This is a genomic window from Ensifer sp. 22521 (assembly GCF_052044795.1).
Classification (GTDB): Bacteria; Pseudomonadota; Alphaproteobacteria; order Rhizobiales; family Rhizobiaceae; genus Ensifer.
On sequence record NZ_JBQENM010000008.1, the window covers coordinates 36,462 to 52,763 of the forward strand.

16 protein-coding genes and 5 pseudogenes are annotated in these 16,302 nt (G+C 59.4%); 4 read left to right on the plus strand and 17 right to left on the minus strand.

The window, feature by feature from the left end; translation table 11 throughout:
* Positions 1 to 116: 116 nt before the first annotated feature.
* Positions 117 to 758 (plus strand): peroxiredoxin-like family protein, encoded by a 642-nt coding sequence (locus tag ACTJKE_RS13410; RefSeq protein ID WP_058328644.1) that lies wholly within the window; start codon positions 117 to 119, stop codon positions 756 to 758.
* Positions 759 to 1,137: 379 nt separating this feature from the next.
* On the opposite strand, the pseudogene ACTJKE_RS13415 reads toward ACTJKE_RS13410, so the two are convergent.
* Positions 1,138 to 1,515 (minus strand): annotated as a pseudogene (locus ACTJKE_RS13415) (type II toxin-antitoxin system VapC family toxin).
* Positions 1,512 to 1,712 carry a type II toxin-antitoxin system VapB family antitoxin gene (locus tag ACTJKE_RS13420; RefSeq protein WP_058328645.1) on the minus strand — a complete coding sequence of 67 codons (201 nt, stop codon included), beginning with the start codon at positions 1,710 to 1,712 and terminating at the stop codon, positions 1,512 to 1,514. The pseudogene ACTJKE_RS13415 and the gene ACTJKE_RS13420 overlap by 4 nt, the downstream one beginning before the upstream one ends.
* Positions 1,713 to 2,797: 1,085 nt before the next feature.
* Here ACTJKE_RS13420 and ACTJKE_RS13425 point away from each other — a divergent pair.
* Positions 2,798 to 2,926: pseudogene (locus ACTJKE_RS13425) on the plus strand (IS110 family transposase); the annotation flags it as partial.
* Positions 2,927 to 3,449: 523 nt separating this feature from the next.
* Here the strand turns inward: ACTJKE_RS13425 and ACTJKE_RS13430 are convergent.
* From ACTJKE_RS13430 to ACTJKE_RS13455, 6 genes and pseudogenes are all read right to left on the minus strand, one after another.
* Positions 3,450 to 3,674, minus strand: coding sequence for a hypothetical protein (locus ACTJKE_RS13430; protein ID WP_245296200.1), 225 nt, complete (start codon positions 3,672 to 3,674; stop codon positions 3,450 to 3,452).
* A gap of 824 nt (positions 3,675 to 4,498) precedes the next feature.
* A complete protein-coding gene (locus tag ACTJKE_RS13435) occupies positions 4,499 to 4,732 on the minus strand; it encodes a DUF982 domain-containing protein (protein ID WP_058328648.1) in 234 nt (77 codons plus the stop codon).
* Positions 4,733 to 4,813: 81 nt separating this feature from the next.
* Complete coding sequence (locus ACTJKE_RS13440) at positions 4,814 to 4,993, minus strand: hypothetical protein (RefSeq protein WP_058328649.1); 180 nt, start codon at positions 4,991 to 4,993, stop codon at positions 4,814 to 4,816.
* An 87-nt stretch (positions 4,994 to 5,080) separates the two neighbouring features.
* Positions 5,081 to 5,215: a DUF982 domain-containing protein gene (locus tag ACTJKE_RS13445; protein ID WP_440639280.1), complete on the minus strand. Its 135-nt coding sequence runs from the start codon at positions 5,213 to 5,215 to the stop codon at positions 5,081 to 5,083.
* Positions 5,161 to 5,319, minus strand: coding sequence for a DUF982 domain-containing protein (locus tag ACTJKE_RS13450; protein ID WP_440639273.1), 159 nt, complete (start codon positions 5,317 to 5,319; stop codon positions 5,161 to 5,163). The genes ACTJKE_RS13445 and ACTJKE_RS13450 overlap by 55 nt, the downstream gene beginning before the upstream one ends.
* A gap of 239 nt (positions 5,320 to 5,558) precedes the next feature.
* Positions 5,559 to 6,056: pseudogene (locus ACTJKE_RS13455) on the minus strand (DUF6766 family protein).
* Positions 6,057 to 6,594: 538 nt separating this feature from the next.
* Between ACTJKE_RS13455 and ACTJKE_RS13460 the strand changes: the two are divergent.
* Entirely contained in the window at positions 6,595 to 6,957 is a 363-nt protein-coding gene (locus tag ACTJKE_RS13460) for a response regulator (protein WP_058328650.1), read from the plus strand.
* 922 nt (positions 6,958 to 7,879) lie between these two features.
* Here the strand turns inward: ACTJKE_RS13460 and ACTJKE_RS13465 are convergent.
* The 6 genes and pseudogenes from ACTJKE_RS13465 to ACTJKE_RS13490 all read right to left on the minus strand — a co-directional run.
* Entirely contained in the window at positions 7,880 to 9,592 is a 1,713-nt protein-coding gene (locus tag ACTJKE_RS13465; RefSeq protein ID WP_440691920.1) for a flagellin N-terminal helical domain-containing protein, read from the minus strand.
* 188 nt (positions 9,593 to 9,780) lie between these two features.
* Complete coding sequence (locus ACTJKE_RS13470; RefSeq protein ID WP_058328652.1) at positions 9,781 to 10,071, minus strand: hypothetical protein; 291 nt, start codon at positions 10,069 to 10,071, stop codon at positions 9,781 to 9,783.
* An 89-nt stretch (positions 10,072 to 10,160) separates the two neighbouring features.
* Positions 10,161 to 10,394, minus strand: a complete 234-nt coding sequence (locus ACTJKE_RS13475) for a hypothetical protein (RefSeq protein WP_058328653.1) — start codon at positions 10,392 to 10,394, stop codon at positions 10,161 to 10,163.
* A complete protein-coding gene (locus ACTJKE_RS13480) occupies positions 10,391 to 10,657 on the minus strand; it encodes a hypothetical protein (RefSeq protein WP_245296201.1) in 267 nt (88 codons plus the stop codon). The genes ACTJKE_RS13475 and ACTJKE_RS13480 overlap by 4 nt, the downstream gene beginning before the upstream one ends.
* Before the next feature lie 956 nt (positions 10,658 to 11,613).
* Positions 11,614 to 12,621: an NAD(P)/FAD-dependent oxidoreductase gene (locus tag ACTJKE_RS13485; protein WP_197423501.1), complete on the minus strand. Its 1,008-nt coding sequence runs from the start codon at positions 12,619 to 12,621 to the stop codon at positions 11,614 to 11,616.
* Between the two features lie 61 nt (positions 12,622 to 12,682).
* A pseudogene (locus ACTJKE_RS13490) lies at positions 12,683 to 12,931 on the minus strand (FAD-dependent oxidoreductase); the annotation flags it as partial.
* On the opposite strand from ACTJKE_RS13490, the gene ACTJKE_RS13495 reads away from it, so the two are divergent.
* Positions 12,813 to 13,676, plus strand: coding sequence for a LysR family transcriptional regulator (locus ACTJKE_RS13495; RefSeq protein WP_440639277.1), 864 nt, complete (start codon positions 12,813 to 12,815; stop codon positions 13,674 to 13,676). The pseudogene ACTJKE_RS13490 and the gene ACTJKE_RS13495 sit on opposite strands and share 119 nt — an antisense overlap.
* Before the next feature lie 276 nt (positions 13,677 to 13,952).
* Here the strand turns inward: ACTJKE_RS13495 and ACTJKE_RS13500 are convergent, their stop codons facing one another.
* From ACTJKE_RS13500 to ACTJKE_RS13510, 3 genes and pseudogenes are all read right to left on the minus strand, one after another.
* Entirely contained in the window at positions 13,953 to 15,356 is a 1,404-nt protein-coding gene (locus tag ACTJKE_RS13500) for an FAD-binding oxidoreductase (RefSeq protein WP_058328657.1), read from the minus strand.
* A 56-nt stretch (positions 15,357 to 15,412) separates the two neighbouring features.
* On the minus strand, positions 15,413 to 15,988 hold the full coding sequence (gene gfa, locus ACTJKE_RS13505; protein WP_058328658.1) for an S-(hydroxymethyl)glutathione synthase: 576 nt from the start codon (positions 15,986 to 15,988) through the stop codon (positions 15,413 to 15,415).
* A gap of 109 nt (positions 15,989 to 16,097) precedes the next feature.
* Positions 16,098 to 16,302: pseudogene (locus ACTJKE_RS13510) on the minus strand (S-(hydroxymethyl)glutathione dehydrogenase); the annotation flags it as partial.

The following is a 16,302-nucleotide window of genomic DNA, read 5'->3' on the forward strand; positions in this document are numbered from 1 at the left end:
GGCAAAGGCCAAACGCTATTTTTGCTCTGGCGCAGGAAGTTTTGCGTCCCCAGTATAGGACGCCGAAGCTGGATGTGCTGCCTTTTCCTGACTGATCCGGGGCGAGGAGGTAGTCCATGTCCACGAGTAGTGTCGACCGCCCGCTGCAGCCGGGCGACCAGGCCCCGAATATAGTGCTCGATGCGATATCGCGCGACGGCCAGATCGCGCTCGATGATTTTCGAGGCCGTAGCCCGTTGTTGATCGGTATGTTTCGCGGCCTACACTGTCCGTTCTGCCGGCGCCATGTCGCGGCGATGGCGCAACTTAAGCCGGCTCTGCGTGAGAGTGGCGTCGAATGCCTAGCGGTCGTCATTACGCCGGTCGAGCGGGCGCGGCTCTATTTCCGTTACCACCCGGCGCCCGATCTTCTCACCGCATCCGACCCGGAGCGGGCCTCGCACCGTGCTTTCGGCTTGCGCGAGGTCGGGATGGGCACGGTCATGGCGATACGGGTCCATCTCCCGGGCGAGTTGCCCGAGCCTATGGATGTCATGGCAATGGACGAGTTTCTCAACAAGAAGGAAGGATATGAGATTACGGAAGCCGATGAGCAGGCGATGGCTTCCAGCCAGGGGCAGCTTGTCGGTCAGTTCCTGATCGACCGAGGGGGCATCGTACGCTGGAGCTTCACTGAAGTTCTGGAGGCTGGCCTCAATACGTTCAGGGCACCGAATCCTGAGGAATTGATGTCGGCAGCTTCCCAAGTTACTCATTAACAGGCACTGAAAACTCGCTCGACGACCACCGTCCTGTGGTGATTCTGTAAATTTAGATGATGCTCAGGCGCGGAGGACTAAAGTCTGCCGTTGGGTTTCGTAGCGATTTCCATTCAACGGCCGCGGCGCGATCAGACGCTGGAGCGAGCAGGCCTCGCGCACGGGCGGGGCGACGTCCCCTCCTTGCCGCAATCACGCCAGTCCGACGGGGGGATGGCAAGTTTCCACGCCCTTTCCTGATTTTCCTTGGCGAAGTGGGAGGTCAGGATGGGGCGCTTCTTCACCTCCCTCATCGCGCCCAGCGCGTCAAGGACGAGACGGCTCTAGGCGGCGAGAACCAGCCGGATGTTCCTTTTAGGGAGATCCTAACCGAAGTGCATCACGCCGGTTTTTGGGTAGGGGTGTGCAGTGATGCACCCGCCCTTTCGGCCGCTGCCCGCAAACGCTTGTCTCTGGTCCACAAAACCGCGCGCTGATCGAGGAGGACCGAGGCCAGCAAATGGGCATCCGTGTAGCCTATGCCCATGCTAACAATGGCGTGGCGATCAATCATCAACATGACTTCGTCGTGCGTTGCGACGAATGCTTCGCGCTGAGCGGCTAGGAATGCAATCATGCTCCTGCGATCGCTGCCAAGTGCGAGATCTTATATTACGGCGGGATGGCAGAGGAGACGATCGTCGTCAATTATCCTACGCAGCTCTGCATCGGCATGTCGGAAATGTTCAATCCAGATTGAAGTGTCGGCCAGTATCACTTGGCAGCGACGCTCCTGCGGCGCGGAGCCGCTTCCGCATCCGGCATGGTTCTCCCGAGCGCTATGAGGCGTTTTCCCGATTCCACCCGAACAAGCGTCTCCAACGCTTGGCGGACCAGAGCGGCGGTTTCTTTCGTACCGGTCAGGGACTTAGCCCTTTCCACGAGAGCGTCGTCGAGATTGATTGTTGAACGCACTGCTCGATTCCCGATTTTGGTGCTCAAAATAGCACCAGTTGGTGGATATACGCGTGAATTCCATTCTGATACGTCCCCCGTGCGCCTATGCAAATTCGGGAACGTAGGCGTACCACGGTCGCGGTCGGTACATGCGTAGGCGAGTGCGGCTTCGCCAACGGCATGCGACCACATTGATACAAAAATGCTCAGGGTCGAAGGTCGTATCCGATCAACGCGAGGGATCAACACTCACCTTGTGACCGAGAACCCTTGCAAACGGCAAAGCTCCCATCCGCCGAGCGGAGGCTTATGAATGATCTTAACCAATCCCGAAAAAGGCTAGGATTGCGACCACAACAACGATAAGGCCGACGAGATAGATAATCTGGTTCATGTCAACCTCCTTTCATCGAAACCAACCGTTGCCAAGCCGATAGGTTCCTCACCCAGTCAACAAGGTCGAGGGGTGTCAGCGAATCTGAGAGCGAGGACTCGTTCCAAAAGGCGGAAGCCAACTCGAGCGCCGGCCAGCAACGAAGCTGGAGCTTGGCGCGGCCTGCAGCCTCAGAGGGCAATCCGCCTCATTCGCGCCCGACTATCGCGCACGAAGGTCACTTGCGGCGGAAAGCCCCAGGTATAGCCCGAGGCAGAATCCGAGAAGGCCGGCGGTACTCACGATTGCCGTTGCCGTGCCGGGATTGTTTCGTGCGGCCTCTATAGCGCCTTGTCCCTGTTCACGGACCGTTTGGACTGCATTTCTGGCACGTTCGGATGCGTCATCAGCCGCTGAACTGACCCGGTCACGGAAAGCTTGACTCAACTCCTCGATCTGGGAACGCAATTCCGCGATTTGATCTTCTATCGATTGCTGAGTGGTAGTAACCATCGTCCACCTATTGGTTGGGAACGCAAAACGGCTGAAGGGCAGAATTGTTCCTGCACCGGCTCCATCTGGGCTGGAACCGATCATTACTCCGGACTGGTACCGATTATCACGTTGTGGGCAACGGCTCCCGCGCCTCATTTGCGAGCCAGGGCGGAACCCAAACGCGAGCTCGAGGGTGGGAGCAACGCTATTATGTGCCAGATTTGGGAGGATAGGAATCAAAGGCTCCGATCTCAAGGGCTGGGCACTGGCGGTCGCCAGACGTGCCGGTCCCAGAAAGGCGCGCGTCGCGCGGGCCCGCAAGCTGGCGTTGCATCGCATGCTCACGGACCGAACCAACTTCATTGCTTCGCAAGGTAGACCCAGCCCTGGCGGCTTGAGGGAGGAGACGACAAGACAGGCTTTCGGACGGGCACAGCGATCAGCCCTTCGCAGCAAGGTCCCTTCGCCGGGACCATGGATGGGTTAGACCCCTATGCGATCAGCAGCACACGGTGACTGCGCCTTCTAATAGATTGGCCAACCGGTCCTCAGCAAACCCCATCGAGCAGCGACTGAGCGTCGACCGATGCCGGGCCCGATATCGAGCCCCGGGCCGCCGGAGATGGTTTTCGAACCAATTCCGTTCCAGACTTGTCCGGAGTAGATGCCGACAAACCGCCGGCCGAGGGCCGGGTGCCGCCCGTTCCGAGCCGCGATGAGGCCCTGCCGGAAGACACTGAGGACGAGATCCTCGACGACGACCCGGGACGCGAAAAGACCCGCTTTGACGAGGTTCCGAAAAGCAGCCCATAGGCGGTTTGTGGGACCGGATAAGTGCATAGAGCGGTCGGTCATGCTAACCTGCCTTTGCCTTGGCGATCATGCGTTCAAGTGGGGATAGTGGTCGTCGACGCCTTTGCCTTGAGTGGCGGCAGGCCGAACTTTTCGAGATATTTGCGCGAGTGCTTTGCCCAGACCTTCTTGCCCCAGTTCGTCGAGGCGAATTCCCATGGACAGCGGCGCGCAATGCCTTCTTGCGGGCGGCATCCGATTAGGTCGTCGAGAAAGTCGAGAACGGCAACCTTACTCTGTTGGAATTCCTGCTTGTCCATCGGGCAGCGCGATTCTTCCGCTTTGCTCGAGCAGACCATCGTTGAGGCGTCGCAATAGCCGGTGCGGATTAGTGCATCTCCGCCTGTCGGTGACGAGCGAAAGCGTCGCTGTCGGCAGCTTCAACGACATTTGGTCGGTTGCCAGCATCGCCTGTTCGATCAGATCCGCTTGGCGCGGTTTCTCGATCGACTTCCCGACGTGCCTCGAAATCGGCTTCCTTCGCCTGAGCCCGGTCACGTGAACGTCGCACTCGTCGAGCTCGGCGATTGCCTCCATGAGATTCGTTTCGCCCTCGATGGTGTCGGCGACGAGCTCGGCGTCTCATCGGCGCCCTGGTTGCGAAGATCGACGAGGAGGGTCTTTGCCCGCCTCGGTCTGCCGACGCTTGCTGTGTTCGATTGCGGGAGCGGTCACTAGACGGTCCTCTCGGCTGCGATCTTTCGGTGGATCTCCTCGATGTTCGCGAAGCCGATCGCCATGAAGGTGAGGAGGATGATGAAGGTTGCGAACGAGTAAGCTGCGGCGTTGAATTCCTGCAGCGCGTCCGGGTCGATGTTTCGGGCCGGCGGGAGGGCACAGTGTCCGCATTCGCAATAGCGGGCCTTCCGGGTCGCATGCGTGGATCGGGCGGGTCATGCCGTTCCCCTCGCAGGGAGGCGATAGGCAGCAGCACGCAGCTTCCGGCGGTTCTCGGCAGGTTCGGAGCTCTGGGGCCGGTGTCGCCGTCGATGGCTGCGGGTTGTCGAAAGAGGCGAACTGCGTTCAAGAGCAAGGCGCTTGCGCGGCGAGCGCAGGCAGCATGATTAAGTTCCTCACCTCGGGACTATCGCAGGAGGCCGGCTTCTTTCGCGGCAGCTTCGAATGCCGCCCTGGCCTCCGCACTTGGGACTTCTCCATTGGCTGCATCCAGGCAGATCTTTCGAGCTGTTGCGTAACTCTCGCTCTTCGTCTCGGGCCAGGATTTCATCAGGAATGCGACCGCCTCTCGGGCGTTCCTGATGACGTGAAAACGATCGTCAATCTTCAACTCGACGTTTGCATCCCAGATGCTGGCCATGGTGTCCTCCGCGGGTTAGGCTTCCCAGAAACGTATATTAGAGGCAACTGTTCCAAGGGGGCTGGGTGGGGGGTGGCAGGCTCAAGCGGCCATCTTTGGGATTTCAGCGCCTGGCACCGGCGTGATGTCTGGCGCCTCTTCCGGGACGTCGTCCGGTCCGGGCTCCTCGACGGGGCGATCCGGATTGTCTGGCATAGGATCGGGTGTCTCGCCTGGGGGAACCTCCACGGGCTTTCTCGGCTCTTTGGGGTCGTCGGTCATATCGGTCTCCTTCTCCCGGGCCAAAATCGAGCCGCGTCAGCTTTGTTCCGCGAATGGGGCGGTGCAGCAGCATGAGACAAATCAATTTCAGCGCAGTCTTGTGACCTTGGCCTCGGCAACGGCCGCGACGAACGCTACTCGGGCTTGTTTCCATGGGTAGGTCCCATCTATTGCGTCCCTGCATTTATCGACGGCGTCCAGATAAGGGAGTCGACAGGCCAGCTTTTGCTAAGCAGGACCGTGGCCTTGTTGGGGGTCCATACTATCTGCGCTCCGTCGAGCTCCGGAAGCTCGATGATCACGCACTTGTTCCAACTCTCCATCATAGCCCGCTCCCTGTTTTTGTGTTTGCTCCACAGGCGTCACGCCTTCAGCTTCGGTGGCTTGTTCTTCTCATCCGGGCTCGGATCGTCGCCGCGTGTACAGAGCTAACGAAGGCTCGAGCTCGATAAACCGCCAGGAGGGTCACAAAAACGCACTAATACCGCGCCAGCCGATCAGACGCGTTGATCGGCCATTCAGCCCGCTAGCAGTCACGGATGGGGTCCGTCAGTTTCTAACCTGTCTATGAACCTGTTTTGGAGTGAGGATCGGATACCGGCTTTGACTCGGGGGAGCCTCGGAACCGCAGGAATATCGACAGGACGACGAGAACTGCAGTCGACAGGAATTCCGATTGCCAATTCTGGAAAGACTCAAACCACAACTTGGCACCCACCGAGGGAATAGGAATAAAGTGACCTCGCCATCCCGCCCATCCTTACGGCCAGCGGTGCTGCGGGACCGTCTTGCTCGAGCGCAGGGCCTTGGTCCTTGGACGACGGTTCGTCGGGGTCATTTTCCGCTGAGCCGCGTTGAAAGAGAAAGGCTGTAAGTACCAGATAAGCACTCATCTGCAAGAACTCGGACTCCCAGTTCTCAATAGGGCGGAAAGGAAGTGACCGCTAAGAAGGTACGGTGCTAGCGTTACCGTTTGCCCGCCATGTTCCTCCAGTTCGTCGTTATAGACTTGAAGACCCGTAAAAAGCATGCCTACGAGTGTGCCGAGCGTGGCCAGCAGCAGGCGTTGTCGCGCAGTACCTTCATTAAGACCTCCACAAAGACACCCTAGGGTCGGGTAGCCATACGCCGGGAATCACACAGCGCCCGTCTTGTTAAGCGTCGCTTCGCCTTCAAGGCTCATCCAATTCGTTTCTGACGGAGGACACCTCAGGCACGGATTGGATTGTTTGCCGTTTTGCGCCCCTTTTGACGTGCAGCAACTTCGCGAGCTCTCGAATCCAAACCTGCTCGCCCGGTTCGCACTCGCCAAGGCGCGGTTCACTAAAAGCCGCGCCGGATTACGAAGAAGCAACAGATCTAGGGCATTTGAATCTGAGCGCGATCTTTGGAGTCCGCTCGCAGCTTTTTTGGTAAGCGAGAAAGTGGTGGCCCCCGGTTGTCGGGCCAACGCGCAAGGGTTTTGGCTCGCGCCTGATTGAACGGGCACTGGTGTCGGAACTTCGAGGTGAGGTCCGTGTTGGATACCCGTCCTCCGGCGTTGAGTGCACCATCATCGCACCAATATCCGCTGGCGAAGAGTTCGTTCCTGGGAGGACAAAGTGGCCAGAGCGGAGTCGAAGCGGATACTGATCATCGAGGATGAAGTTCTCCTTGCGATGAGCCTCGAAGACCTCCTCACAGACATGGGGCATTGTGTGGTGGCGTGTATCGCACGGCTCGAGGATGCGAGCCGCTTCGCCGTTCGAGCGGATATTGATTTTGCGTTTCTCGACATCAACCTCGGGGGAGAAACCTCTTTTCCTGCCGCCCGGATCTTGCGCTGCCGCAAAATACCTTTCGTGTTCGCCACCGGATACGGAATAGAGGGCCTTTCAGATGAGTTCCGCGACACGCCGACTCTGCAAAAACCATATGACCCTCGCGATATAGAGCGGGTGATCGAAGAGGCTTGCGCGGGATGAGCGGTTAACGCGCAGCATGCCTGCGCTTCGAAAACGGTGAAACGGTCTGGCTAATGCCGGCCGCAGACACGGCGGACCAGCGTTGTTCGCCCGGCGCCATCCGCTTGCGGTAGGCGCTGTCAACGGCCCGCGCAAAGGGCGAAGCGAGCCGCGCGACTTCATGCAACACTCAGGCTGAAGGAAGCGGGTTGGATGACGCGCACCCAATCGAGACTGTAGTGCGGCAGGACGACGTCACGAAGCCGTGTCCACATCGGTTTCGACAGGGACAAAAGTGCGCACCGGATATCGGGGGGCCAGACGAATGGCCCCGACGGGGCGTCGGGGCCAACGAGGCTTGCATCATGGGCATTGATGGGCTCCGACGCGGGGAAAAGGGATTACCCCATGAAGCCCGGCTGGATCCTTTTGGGGAGGGTCATCGCGGGTCCTCAAACCACAGTCCCTCAAAAATGGTTCCCATGCGGAAAATGAAACGGCCCCGTCCGGGAAGAGCGGGGCCCGGGCACGGAGTAGTGCCAATGGGCTCCATTCTGGGCATAGTGGACGGAGCCTCAGTCTCGATCCGGGGGTGGTGGATCGTAGGCATGCAATGAACGCGCATCGCCTCGAAAGGTTCCGACCATGAAAAGAAATGGCCCCGCCGGGGTGACGAGGCCAGAGGCTACCTTTCGGACTTCACTCCGGGGATTTGGTGAAGCCTGCCATGATCGCGAGCGGGGGTGTCGAGACCACGACACGCCAAAAACGCACATACGGCGGAAAGGTTCCCAGGCAGGAAGCGCCAAAAAGAATGGCCCCGAAAGGCGACGACGGGGCCAAGAGTGTGCGGTGTAACGGGCTCCGGGGGGAAGGGAGCGGAGCCCGGTCGAATAACGCTCGGTTTGGAAAGTCGTTCCGCAGCTTGAGGCTAAACCCGCCCCTATCGAAACAGCGACAGCACGTTGGCGGCGCTTGAGTTGGCTATCTGCAGCGACTGTATCGCCAATTGCTCCTGTGCTTGAGTAGCTTTCAGGCGCGCCGATGCTTCGTTCATGTCAGCGTCGACAAGGCGCCCGATGCCTTTATCGATGCTCTCCATCAGAGCGCTGGTGAAGTCGGATTGCAGGTCGATGCGCATTTGCAGGGAGCCGAGCAGGCTCGCACTCGAAATCGCGCCCTTCAGCATGTATTCGATACCTTCGATGTACTCGTCGACAGTAAAGTCCGTGCCCGTCACATCAACCTCGACCAAGTCGAAGTCGAGCGTCCAGCGCGGCGTCGAGCGTACGTTTTCGACGGTAACTCTTGCAGCGCGATTGCCCGCCTCCGGGTAGATAGCCTGATCGGCTGAGAAGGTGAGTGTGGTACCGGCTGCAGTCACCGCCAAGCCGCTGCCCGCGGAAGCGAATTCTATCACCGTCGCTAGGTCGGCCGCGTTACCGACCGTGCCGTCAGTTGTGCCAAGCGCGGCATCCACCGTTGTGCGGTCTATGGTGTAGGTCTGCAATGCGCCAGGGCCGACTTGGACGTCAAAGTAGATCGCAGCGGTGGGCGAGACCGTAAACGGTTTGGTAAAACCGATACTCGCCTGGGGATACATATCGTCGTGGTTGCTTATTGGTGCGTTCTCCAGACCCAAAGCAAAGCCTGCGGGGTGAACGCCGTTGAAGTCGGACACCACGTTTGAAATATCGATGCTAGACCCTGGTTCCCCGGAGGTCTCAAGCGACCCGATCTCGAATTGACTTGATGTGGATGATCCACTGAACAACGTTTCATATGCGGTTGCGGGAACCGCGTTGTCCTGAAAGACCCGCTGCAGGACAGCACGCATTTGGGACGCAGTATTAATTTTACCATCGGTCGTGCCGAGCGCGATGTCGATAACCGTCTTATCGATCCGCAAGCCGGTGAAACCCACGCCGGCGGAATGTGTGCCCGCATCGACTGTAAGGTCAAACTCGATATAGTCCATCGATCCGAAGGTCGCCGGTCCCGTGAAGGCATGGTTCTCGTGACCCTGATGGGCAACCGAGTTGATCCCCGTCCGCCGGAAGCCGCCAATGTCACCCACGCCGCCAATTTCCTTCTGCAGGATGCCGCCGCCTCCCGCATTGAGCATGCTCGTCAGTTTGAGATTTAGGTCCGTGGTGTTCAATTCGATGGATCCATCCGCTGCCCTGACGAAAGACGAGACCAAGGACGTGGTCAGTTCGGCGGTTTGCATGAGATGGGTCGCGGCGTCCGTACGCAGCCAGTTCACTCCGTTGAAGCTGGACGAGGCAATGACGCTCTCGGCTTGAGCGTTGAGTTGGTCGAGTTCCTTCTGGATCTTAGCTTTGTCAACGCCCGGTTCCGCTGCAGCGACTAGTCTTGCCTTGAACGCAGTCAAGATTTCGACGATGGAGTCGGTTCCCTCATAGGCGACGCCTACCTTTGCGGCTCCCAGGCCGAGTGCATCGGCAACGGCTGAGATAGCCTTGTGATCGGAACGCATTGTCGTGGCAATCGACCAATATGCGGCGTTGTCGGCCGCGGTTTGGATCCGGAGGCCGGAACTCACTTCATCCTGGGTGGAAGCAAGTGTTGCAGCGGTGTTTCTTAAAATTTGGACGGCAGACATCGCTGCCGCGTTCGTATGAATGCTGGACATTATAGAGCCGTCGATTAGGGATTTCCGCCCGTCATGGGCGAGTCGATGCCTTTACTCAACCACAAATTTGGTTAACAGACTACTAATTAGTGTGCTCTAGCGGCGGCGCAGACCAACTATGACGTCAATCAACCGTGGCATATCGCCGATAATAGTTCTTGGGGGTGACCGATCTGCGGGGATGAATTTCACTCCTTCTCATCCAGAATAATCCGCAAAATCCGGATCATATCGGCCGCGTCGAGGAGCGCGGCCATTACTTGGTCGTGCGTCCGCCTTTCGATCCCCACCGAAGCAGTTTGCAGGTCAATCACCGGATCCGCTTCGGTCTTGCTTTCAGGGATGCCAACTTGTTTGCGCATTTCTCGGATCGTGACGACCGCGCGCTCCAGCAGTCGGCGCTTTTCGAAGTGGGTCAGATGTTCGACCTGGTTGGCTGCCCAGACAAGCTCAGAGATGAAGGCGGTGGTGAGGGACATGACGGGCAGCGTACATCGCTGGGGCGAGGCGTCAATATTCGCTAGGCAGCCCCTAGTGCCCCCGTGCCTTCAGAGGCGATCTCTACGTATCAGCCGATCGACCATAGGTAATTTACAATCTCCCGGCGGATTGAGTCTCGGTCGCCGTACTTCTGGCAGATGCGGTTGAGCTCTTCGATCACAACCTCTTGCTCCTCGTCGTCGCAAATGACGTACATATTGTGCCCCACAGCGTTGACGTGGCACCCAGCCTCGATCACGTCTGCCACGAATGCAGGAATTTCTTCTTCGTTCATCAGGTGCAACTGGGCCGCAGTGCTCATGCTGAGGTTCCTTCTGCTTTCGGACCGCTAGTAAGGTTTGGGGCAACGACGGAGAAGTCAGCCAAAATGGCAAGAGAGCAAAGGTGCTCGTCAGCGATCTGGATCAATGCGACGGCGACCTCATCGTCGGACCAGCCCGCCGCCGTACAATAAGCGGCGAACACGCCGAATGCCTGTTTGAGAGCTTCTTGGCATTCATCACTGCTGTGCTCGTATCTAGTTTGGCGGGTGGGAGGGGTAATTTTCGGTAAGTCTACCTGCATCGTAGTTTCCCCGAGCGGCCTCATTGTTCTTTTTGAGCCCCAGCCGAGCTATGTGACCGTGGCGCTGAGGCGGTAACGCCTTGGTTGAAAACAGAATATGCAGCGATCGGTTTCTGTCGCAATTGGCCTCAGACCATTGGCGGGCCACCTAGGACTTGAGCCCTACAGCGAATGGGTACTCCCCCCAGCAGCTTCCTACCTCAACTTAGCTATTTGTAATTCAAAAGGCATTACCTACCGCGCCGGGCCGATCACGGGGTCGAAAATGAAGAGGTTCTCTTAGGCTCCGAGACTGATCCAGTCGCAGGCTGACCCCAGAGCGCTACGTCGCTTGGGGCTGGGGCGCGCTCTGGGGTCATTAGCGCCAAAGGTGCGGTTGACGCTCAACTAGGAATGGCAGCGCCAATCGGATTCGGCAACGTAGATAGGACCTTTGCCGGAGCGCATCAGACCTAGGTCGGGTACTTCTCGGTCTTCATGCAGCCGTTGGCACGTGCGATCTGGGGGAGAAGGCCCGGCATGCACTAGTCGCCGACCCGATCGAAGAGGGCATTTGTGTCGTATTACTTCTTGAGGTCGCATTCGCACGGCACGCGGATCTTGAGTACAAATTCCGATAGCCATCAAGCGTCTTCGCGATGGGAATAACTACACTCGAGACGGCCCTTTGCCGCTCGCAAAGCCCCAACCGCCCCAGTCGCATCCTGGATGCTCGCAGAGATGGACCCACGGGCCCGGATGATGAGCGCTTTCGCAAAGGCAATCTTTTCAAAGCCGCACCGCTTTAGAGAGCGGTACGCTGGTCGCTCGTCTAGATGTTGGCTCGATCGGACAGCACGCCCGACCGGCAATGTGGCGGCACCTGGCAGAAAGGTGCCGCCGCTTATACCGCCACGATGACAGGACGAGCGCGGGGTAAACGCTGAGTACACGCGCGGTGAAGGCGCTGAACTCCTTCATGCAATTAGCCTGAAACTTCTCTGTCGATGACCTCTCTCTTTTTGGCTCGACCCAGGTGTTGATTTACCCATATGCGAGGTGCACGAAACGCCATTGATGGAGCTGGTATGCCGGCTTCTCAGAAAAGCGAATGCGGTGGTTTGACATCGCGCTCGGCATAACGCGACAGGCGCAGGTCGTGCAGGTTCATCCCCGGTTTGCCAGTGGCAAGCGAGTTCGCCAAGGTCTTCCCGACGATCGGACCCAGCGCAAAACCGTGACCGCAACCCGGTTGCGATCATCAGACCGTTCGGCGTCGTTGGGGCGTCTAGCACCGGGATACCGTCCGGCAGGACATCTATGCCGCCAGCCCACCGCTCCACGATCTGTACGTTCGCCTGAGAGGGCAGGGCCTTCATCAGACGGGCAAGACAAACGCGGATGTCGGCATCGTTGGCCGGAAGCAGTGCGTCACGAACACCGATAAGATTGCCATTCCTTCGCGTTTCCGACGTCGGCAAGCGTTGCCTGATATCGTCGATGAATGCTCCGTTCAGCTTGAAATTGAACGACCGGTAGTGCTGCAGCAGCGGACCTATGTACCACTCGAGCGCACGCAGGTGGCCTGCGGTGACATCGACGTCCACGCGGGCGTCGTTGGCCAGGTTGAAGCTTCCGTCGCTGCGCTGGCGCCAGCCGATGCCCCCGCCGATACAGGCGACAGCGCTGACCGCCGGCCCCGAAGAGGTCCGAGCAACTGTCCCGCGCACCTGATGCTGCGGCAGAGCGATGCCGAGCGAACGCAACACGCGCCAGCTCGCGGCACCTGCGGTGCACATGATGTAATCGCTTCGGATTTCCCCCTGCTCGGTTCGCGCCGCGGCGATCTTGCCACCGGCCACCTCTATACCGGTCAGGCCGCACCCTTCGATAAACCGTGCCCCGAGCTCGGCAGCTCTGCGGGCAAAGGCCGGCGCGGCCAAACGAGGCTCGGCCTGGCCGTCGCTTGGTGACTTGTTTTGCATTGAAGCCGGGCAACAGGGCGCGCACCTCATCGGGCGACAGAAGACGCGTATCCACGCCGTACTGTCTGGACGTTTTTAGGCAGGCTTCGTAGTGCGCCATTTGCCTGGCATCGTTCCCGACGTAGAGACAGCCTCCCTGCCTCCAACCCAGATCCGTCTGAAGTTCTTCTTCCAGGCCCAGCCACAAGCGGTTGCTGGCGATCGCAAGCGGCATCTCCGATGGATCGCGCCCCTGCTGGCGCACGAAACCCCAGGCGCGGGTCGATTGCTGCCCGGCGATGCGCGACTTGTCGAGAACGACGGCCTTGATACCCTGCCGCGAGATAATAGGCAGCGGCGCAACCCATGATTCCCGCGCCAACGATCACGACAGGCGATTTCCCCCTCTTGGCGGCTTGCAGGCATTCCTGGCGGTGGCGCGAACTTCATCCTTCAGTCAGGCCTCCGAGATCCTTCACATCAGCCAGAGTTCGATCAGCCGGCAGATCCTGCAATTGGAAAATCACTTTCGCAGCACGCTTTTCCTGCGCAGCACACGGCGTGTTGTCTTGACGGATGCCGGGCAACGGCTGCTGCCTTATATCGAGCAACTGGTCGCCTTGTTGATCGAGGCGGATCAGGCCGTAACGCAGCCGCCGCAGACCGTCACACTGCGCGTCCATCCGTCGCCCGCCATCCGTTGGCTGATGCCGCGCCTTCCGGAGTTCTATCGTGAGCATGCGCATGTGCGCGTTGATATCGATACGGCCTGGGCTCGAAGGCCCGACTTCGAAATGGAGGGGATCCACGGGATGATAGAATATGGCGTAGGCCCCTGGCCCGGCCTTACGGAGGACCGTTTGTGGGAAGAGCAGTTGACGCCGGTTTGCCGGCCCGGGCTGGTCGACGACTTCAAAGACAGGAAGAGTTTCGAAGGCCTTGTGCTTCTGCACATGGACCGTAACTACGAGACCTGGGAGCGCTGGGCCGCGCAAACGCAGATGTCCCTCTTGGGTGCGCGACATCTGGTATTTGACACGCTGGATCTTGCCGTTACGGCCGCTCAGCAAGGCTAGGGGCTTGCACTCGCCGACCTCGCGCTTGTCGGTGCCGCTGTCGACGATGGATTGCTGGTGCAGGCCCATCCGGCGCAGCTTGCCGTCGGCATGGGCTACAGTCTCATTGCGCCCAAAACCTCAACCCGGCTGGACGGGTTTGCTCGGCTGCGCAAGTGGCTCAGGCAGCAAGCGGAAGCGACGCGCCACGAGCTGTCGACAAGAGTGAGCCCTTGATGGCAATCGGGCCATTTAGATTGGTTCGGTGGCGCCCGTCCCGGCGCACCTAGCCAAACCTTAGCCTGCGCCAAGCACCTTTCCGGGATTAAGAAGCGCTGCTGCGTCAAGCGCATCCTTGACCCGATGCATCAGAGCCATCTTCACCGGGTTGGACATGGCCGACAGCGAGCCCACTCTTTTGAGACCGATCCCATGCTCGGCGGAGAACGATCCTCCGATCGAAAAAATGTCCCGGTAGAGAACCTCTTCGACAGCTCTTGCCTTGTCACCTGACACTTCGCTAGCCGCCGCGTTGAGGACGATGTGGAGGTTGCCGTCGGCAAGATGGCCAAAGACATACGGATCAAACGAGGCATCAATCGCCTTAAGGCCGGCAACACTGTGATCTAGGTAGGTTTCGACTTCCGAAAGGGGAACTGAGACGTCGTAGGATGGCGCGCCCGGGTGCTTCCGGTAGATAAGGTCTGTGTCTTCGCGCAACCTCCACAAATCGGCCTCCTGCGCGACAGAGGAGGCAATCACGGCCGACGCGTCGGGGTGTTCCTCGATAACGCCTTCGTAGATACGCCCGAGTTCCGAGAGCAGTTCGTCCTCTTCGGCGCCGCTTAGCGAGACCAGGAGATTGACGGGGTGGCCGGCATCGTAGTCCGTGGCGGACCAGCGATGATGGCCTGATGTCAGGCGGAAATAGGCGTTCCAGATTGCTTCCGCGGCGCGGAGATGACCGTACCGCGCGTTTAACCCCCAGCGGACCGTGCCAAGCGCTGCATCCACTGACGGCAGGCCGAAGAGGACCGTGGCGGTCGCCAGAGGCAGGGGTTCAAGCTTCACGGCAATGCGCGTGATGACGCCGAGCGTGCCTTCGGCTCCGACAAAGAGATGTTTCAGATCATAGCCAGCGGCGTTTTTCACCACCCGTGTCAGGTCAGAGTAGACCGAGCCATCTGCGAGCACCACCTCCAGTCCGAGAATGCGGTGCCGCATGACCCCGAACCGAAAGGCTGCAATGCCCCCGGCATTCGTCGACGCCATGCCTCCGAGGGTTGCCGACCCGCGCGACGGCAAATCAATCCCTGTTTCAAGTCGATGTTCGGCAGCCGCCCCTTGCAGCGCCTGCAATGTCACGCCGGCCTCTACTACGGCAACGCGCTCGACTGGTGAAATATGTAGAATTCGATCGAGACGTGCGGTCGAAAGCACCAGTTCGCCCGGCCTGGATATGGCGCCGCCGACGAGCCCGGTTCGCCCGCCGTGGGTGACGAGCGGAACCCCGTTGGCGCGGCAACATTTGACGACCGCCGCAACCTCGTCGGTTGTACTGGGGAACACGACGGCGCGTGCCCCCAGATTTTCTGGCGCGACTCCGTGGTCGATCGTCGAGATGGCGTCTCCGTCCTTGAAGTTTCCGTCACCGACAATTTTGCGAATTTTGGCCTTGAACTCGGGCTTTAGGCAATCCATACGATGCGACCTGCTAATGGATGTCGGAAGATGTTGAGATGCTTGCGGCAGAGCGTTCAGGTTGACTTGAGCGCACCACTCTTCTTCGCGGTCCAGGTGGCGATGACATCCATCAGAACGGGATTGAGGCAGTCGTAAGGCTCGATGTCCAGTTCGCGTAACCGGGCGCGCATGCCGTCCATTCCAGCAGGGTCATAGCCACTCTCGATGATGGAAGAGACGAAGGCGGCAAAGCCCGGCTTTGCCCAGCCCGTTTCCTGGAAGCGTTCAGGATGAACGAAGGAAAGCCCCGTGAAGGCGTGGTCGCGCTCGACAGGGCCGTACATGTGCACGCCGCAGTCCTTGCAGGCGTGGCGCAGAATAAGCGCGGCGGGGTCCACGACGGCGAGCTTGTCGCCATTTTCGAGCACCTCGACGTTGGCGGTCGGTGCCACGGCGACGACTGAGAAGACAGCTCCGTCGGGCTTCCAGCATTTGGTGCAGCCGCAGGCGTGGTTGTGAGCGATGTCACCCTTGACACGGACCTTCACCGGATTGTTCGTGCAGTTGCAGACGAGCGTACCGCCTGAAAAGGCCGCGTCCGTCGCCTTGAACCCGCTGTCGACCGATGGATGTATTGCAATGCTCGGCATAGGCTTCTCCTCCTTCATAGCCGGTGCGAGATGCCCGGCCGATCTCAAACACCGTCAATCTCGCGTGCGATCAATGCATTGCCGTCTGAAAGCGATATTGAACTCGCGCTCAGTATACCACCACGCTGCGGATGCTTTCGCCGGAATGCATCAGCTCGAAGCCCTTGTTGATGTCTTCGAGCGGCATCGTGTGGGTGATCATCGGGTCGATCTCGATCTTGCCTTCCATGTACCAGTCGACAATCTTCGGCACGTCGGTGCGGCCGCGCGCGCCGCCGAAGGCGGTGCCCATCCAGCTGCGGCCGGTGACGAGC

What these genes read in the sequence shown, in the direction of transcription:
- ACTJKE_RS13500 (WP_058328657.1), bottom strand. Translation starts at nt 15,356, where the DNA reads ATGGATTGCCTAAAGCCCGAGTTCAAGGCCAAAATTCGCAAAATTGTC.
- ACTJKE_RS13475 (WP_058328653.1), bottom strand. Translation starts at nt 10,394, where the DNA reads ATGAGCACTGCGGCCCAGTTGCACCTGATGAACGAAGAAGAAATTCCT.
- ACTJKE_RS13485 (WP_197423501.1), bottom strand. Translation starts at nt 12,621, where the DNA reads ATGCAAAACAAGTCACCAAGCGACGGCCAGGCCGAGCCTCGTTTGGCC.
- ACTJKE_RS13480 (WP_245296201.1), bottom strand. Translation starts at nt 10,657, where the DNA reads ATGCAGGTAGACTTACCGAAAATTACCCCTCCCACCCGCCAAACTAGA.
- ACTJKE_RS13435 (WP_058328648.1), bottom strand. Translation starts at nt 4,732, where the DNA reads ATGGCCAGCATCTGGGATGCAAACGTCGAGTTGAAGATTGACGATCGT.
- ACTJKE_RS13450 (WP_440639273.1), bottom strand. Translation starts at nt 5,319, where the DNA reads ATGATGGAGAGTTGGAACAAGTGCGTGATCATCGAGCTTCCGGAGCTC.
- ACTJKE_RS13465 (WP_440691920.1), bottom strand. Translation starts at nt 9,592, where the DNA reads ATGTCCAGCATTCATACGAACGCGGCAGCGATGTCTGCCGTCCAAATT.
- ACTJKE_RS13470 (WP_058328652.1), bottom strand. Translation starts at nt 10,071, where the DNA reads ATGTCCCTCACCACCGCCTTCATCTCTGAGCTTGTCTGGGCAGCCAAC.
- ACTJKE_RS13440 (WP_058328649.1), bottom strand. Translation starts at nt 4,993, where the DNA reads ATGACCGACGACCCCAAAGAGCCGAGAAAGCCCGTGGAGGTTCCCCCA.
- ACTJKE_RS13410 (WP_058328644.1), top strand. Translation starts at nt 117, where the DNA reads ATGTCCACGAGTAGTGTCGACCGCCCGCTGCAGCCGGGCGACCAGGCC.
- gfa (WP_058328658.1), bottom strand. Translation starts at nt 15,988, where the DNA reads ATGCCGAGCATTGCAATACATCCATCGGTCGACAGCGGGTTCAAGGCG.
- ACTJKE_RS13430 (WP_245296200.1), bottom strand. Translation starts at nt 3,674, where the DNA reads ATGGACAAGCAGGAATTCCAACAGAGTAAGGTTGCCGTTCTCGACTTT.